Source organism: Arthrobacter sp. H14, from assembly GCF_000520495.1.
Classification (GTDB): Bacteria; Actinomycetota; Actinomycetes; order Actinomycetales; family Micrococcaceae; genus Arthrobacter_C.
In genome coordinates, this window is record NZ_KI914657.1 from 37633 (window position 1) to 38738 (window position 1106).

Consider the following 1106-nt stretch of genomic DNA (forward strand, 5'->3'; position numbering starts at 1 on the left):
GTCCGCGCCGTCGTCGTCGTCATTTCCGCTTGCCGCGTCGCCGGGCAGGAACGGAGCCAAGTGCTTGGCAACAGCAACGGGCCCGACGCCGGGACCGCCGCCACCGTGCGGGATGCAGAAGGTCTTGTGCAGGTTCAGGTGCGAGACATCGCCGCCGAATTCGCCCGGTTTGGCGAGGCCGACCAGGGCATTCAGGTTCGCGCCATCGATGTAGACCTGGCCGCCGCCAGCGTGCACCGAGTCGCAAACCATGCGGACGTCGTCGTCGTAAACGCCGTGCGTGGAGGGGTAGGTAATCATGATCGCGGACAGCGTGGCCGAATGCTGCTCGATTTTCGCGGCCAGGTCCTCGTGGTTGATCGATCCGTCCTCGGCGGTGGCGACGACGACGACCTTCATGCCAGCGAGCACGGCCGAGGCCGCGTTGGTTCCGTGGGCCGACGCCGGGATCAGGCAGACCTTGCGTTGACCTTCTCCGCGGGACTCGTGGTAGCGGCTGATCGCCAGTAACGGCTGGCCGAGATCGGGACGCCGCCGGCCTGCGCCGCGGCACTGTCCGCGCCGTCGTCGTCGTCATTTCCGCTTGCCGCGTCGCCGGGCAGGAACGGAGCCAAGTGCTTGGCAACAGCAACGGGCCCGACGCCGGGACCGCCGCCACCGTGCGGGATGCAGAAGGTCTTGTGCAGGTTCAGGTGCGAGACATCGCCGCCGAATTCGCCCGGTTTGGCGAGGCCGACCAGGGCATTCAGGTTCGCGCCATCGATGTAGACCTGGCCGCCGCCAGCGTGCACCGAGTCGCAAACCATGCGGACGTCGTCGTCGTAAACGCCGTGCGTGGAGGGGTAGGTAATCATGATCGCGGACAGCGTGGCCGAATGCTGCTCGATTTTCGCGGCCAGGTCCTCGTGGTTGATCGATCCGTCCTCGGCGGTGGCGACGACGACGACCTTCATGCCAGCGAGCACGGCCGAGGCCGCGTTGGTTCCGTGGGCCGACGCCGGGATCAGGCAGACCTTGCGTTGACCTTCTCCGCGGGACTCGTGGTAGCGGCTGATCGCCAACAGACCGGCGAGTTCACCCTGCGAGCCGGCGTTGGGCTGAATGGA

The 1106-nt window shown here is 67.0% G+C and carries 2 pseudogenes; both read right to left on the reverse strand.

The window, feature by feature from the left end:
• Window positions 1-510: pseudogene (locus tag Y707_RS29890) on the reverse strand (glycine dehydrogenase (aminomethyl-transferring)); the annotation flags it as partial.
• Window positions 507-1106, reverse strand: a pseudogene (locus Y707_RS29015) (glycine dehydrogenase (aminomethyl-transferring)); the annotation flags it as partial. The pseudogenes Y707_RS29890 and Y707_RS29015, both read right to left, overlap by 4 nt.